Origin of the sequence: Arthrobacter sp. SW1 (assembly GCF_001766675.1) — a bacterium.
Lineage (GTDB): Bacteria > Actinomycetota > Actinomycetes > Actinomycetales > Micrococcaceae > Arthrobacter.
The window spans coordinates 1-2735 of the sequence record NZ_MJLT01000032.1; the positions used below are offsets into that span (position 1 = coordinate 1).

Here is a 2735-nt window from a genome sequence, read left to right on the forward strand (position 1 = left end):
TCGCCGCGGTGATCGGCGGCTGCCTGCTCACCGGCGGCTACGGCTCGGCGGTGGGCGGCGCGATCGGCGCGTTCATCTTCGGCATGGCCAACAAGGGCATCGTGTACGCGCAGTGGAACCCGGACTGGTTCAAGTTCTTCCTGGGCCTCATGCTCCTGCTGGCCACGATCGTCAACCTCATCGTCAAACGCCGCGCGGACGCGAGCAAGTAGGAGGGCCGCCATGACCGAGAACATCCCCGCGAAGGCGGAGCACATTTCCAACAAGACGTTGCTGGCCGATGAAACCGATCCGCTGACCGACCGTCCCGTGCACCTGCTCAAGCTGGACAAAGTGGCAAAGCACTACGGCAACATCATCGCCCTGACGGACGTGACCATGGCCGTGGACAACGGCCGCGTCACCTGTGTGCTGGGAGACAACGGCGCCGGCAAGTCCACGCTGATCAAGATCATTGCGGGCCGCCACCAGCACACCCACGGCACGTTTACCATCATGGGCGAAGAGCGCAAACTGAACAGCCCGCGCGAAGCCCTGGACTCCGGCATTGCCGCGGTGTACCAGGACCTCGCCGTGGTTCCGCTCATGCCGATCTGGCGGAACTTCTTCCTGGGTTCGGAGCTCACCACGGGATTTGGCCCGTTCAAGCGCCTGGATGTCCAGCGCATGAAGGACATCACCAAGAAGGAACTGGCAGACATGGGCATCGACTTGCGCGATGTGGAGCAGCCCATCGGCCAGCTCTCCGGCGGTGAACGCCAGTGCGTCGCCATTGCCCGTGCTGTCTACTTCGGTGCCAAGGTCCTGATCCTGGACGAGCCGACGGCGGCACTCGGCGTGAAGCAGTCCGGTGTGGTCCTGAGGTACATCCTGCAGGCCCGCGACCGCGGCCTGGGCGTCATCTTCATTACCCACAACCCGCACCATGCCTACCCTGTGGGCGACCGTTTCCTGCTGCTCAAACGCGGCAAGAGCATCGGCTACTACGACAAGAAGGACATCACCCTCGAAGAGCTCACCGCCCAGATGGCCGGCGGCGCCGAGCTGGCCGAGCTGGCCCACGAGCTCGAACAGCTCGGCGGCCATTCCGAACAGCTCAAGGAAGTGAAGGCCGAAGTGGCGGGCGTCGCCGAAGCCGCGCCGAAAGCCTGATCCGCTATCTCACCGCGACAGACGAACGCTCCACCACGGTGGGTCCCAGCAGGGTCCGCCGCGGTGGGGCGTCCGACGTTTCCAGGCGGGAGAGGACCATCCGGGCCGACTCCGCGCCGATCTCCCGGTTGTGCGGATCCACGCTGCTGAGCCGGAGGTATTCATAGCCGGCCAGCGGCGAATTGTCGTATCCGATCAGCGAGACCCGCTCCGGCACGGACAGCCCGGAGTCCCGCAGCGCGGCCAGGGCTCCTGCCGCCATGAGGTCGTTGGCGGCGAAGACCGCGTCCGGTTCCGGCACGGCGGCGAGGGCCTGCCGCATGGCCCGGAAGCCGTCTGCCTCATCCGTCCGGCCGTCCGCGCCGAACACCAAAGGTTCCCGTCCGGCGTCGGACATGGCGTCCCGGTACCCCCGGCGCCGGTGCGCGGCAGGCTCGCCGGTCCCGCTGAGGTGGACGATGCTCCGGTGCCCGGCCGCGAGGAGGTGTTCGGCCGCCATCCTGCCGCCGGCGCCGTCGTCGCTGGTCACGACGTCGGCCTCCAGGTGCGCGCTGAGGCCGCGTGATCCGGCGACCACCAGCGGGACCCTGGCGTTGCGGAGCATGTCCGCCGGTGCTTCGGCCGCGATCACCAGGGCGTCCACGTGCTGGGCCAGGAAGCCGTCCACGGGGTTCCGCCCGCTGGCGGTTTCGAGCCGCAGGTCCGCCACCGCCACAGTGAATCCGGCCGGGTCCAGCACCGAACGGAGCCCGGAGAACAGTTCCACGAACCAGGGGTTGCGGAAGTCGTCGATCAGCAGGCCGACGGAGTTGGTGCGCTGGCTGGCCAGGGCGCTCGCGGCCCGGCTGGGGCGGTAGCCGAGTTCGGCAATGGCCGCCTGGACGGCGTCCCGTTTGGCCTCGGCCACGTGCGGAGCGTTGCGCAGCACCAGCGAAACCAGGGACTTGGAGACGCCGGCCTGCCGCGCGACGTCGTAAATGGTGGGCCTTGTGGGCTTGCTGGTTCCGCTCATGGTGTCCCCATCGTAGCCAGTTCAGCCTTTCCTGCCGCTGACTTCGCTTCCGGCATCCCGCGGCAGGAACAGGCTGTCCGCCACGCTGGCGAGCATGAGCACCCCGACGGCGGCCAAGGCAAAGCGGTATGGCGCGGCGGGGTCTGCCGCGGCAGGGAAGGACGCGGAGGCCAGGCGGATGAGGAGTGCGCCCACGGCCACGCCAAGGACATGCGCGAGCTGCACCAGGGTGTTGGCGATGGCGTTGGCGCTGCCCAGCGACGCGGCGGGCACCTCGGCGTACTGCAGGTTCATATACGCCGAGAATCCGATGGACCGGAAGGTTCCGGACAGCAGCAGGAGGCCGGCGATCAGCACGGCGGGCGTGGCCGGGCTGATGAATGCGCATGCTGCGAATGTCGCAGCGGAGCCGACGGCGGCCAGCACCAGGATCCGCTTGAAGCCGAAGCGCCGGATCAGGGGAGTGGTGGCGGGCTTGATCCCGATGTTGCCGATGAAGACGGCGGTGACCAGGAGGCCGCTGTAGACGGGGTCCCAGCCGAAACCGGCCTGGAACATCAGGGGCAGCAGG

At 68.0% G+C, this 2735-nt stretch carries 3 protein-coding genes and 1 pseudogene; 2 read left to right on the forward strand and 2 right to left on the reverse strand.

Annotated features, from left to right (window positions below; all coding sequences use genetic code 11):
- A pseudogene (locus tag BIU82_RS11850) lies at positions 1 to 212 on the forward strand (ABC transporter permease); the annotation flags it as partial.
- A gap of 10 nt (positions 213 to 222) precedes the next feature.
- Positions 223 to 1152, forward strand: a complete 930-nt coding sequence (locus BIU82_RS11855) for an ATP-binding cassette domain-containing protein (RefSeq protein ID WP_070349673.1) — start codon at positions 223 to 225, stop codon at positions 1150 to 1152.
- A 4-nt stretch (positions 1153 to 1156) separates the two neighbouring features.
- On the opposite strand, the gene BIU82_RS11860 is transcribed toward BIU82_RS11855, so the two are convergent.
- Both BIU82_RS11860 and BIU82_RS11865 read right to left on the reverse strand, forming a co-directional pair.
- Positions 1157 to 2164 carry a LacI family DNA-binding transcriptional regulator gene (locus BIU82_RS11860; RefSeq protein WP_070349676.1) on the reverse strand — a complete coding sequence of 336 codons (1008 nt, stop codon included), beginning with the start codon at positions 2162 to 2164 and terminating at the stop codon, positions 1157 to 1159.
- 21 nt (positions 2165 to 2185) lie between these two features.
- Positions 2186 to 2735, reverse strand: a 550-nt coding sequence (locus tag BIU82_RS11865) for an MFS transporter (RefSeq protein WP_139146595.1), incomplete at its 5' end; no start/stop codon positions are given.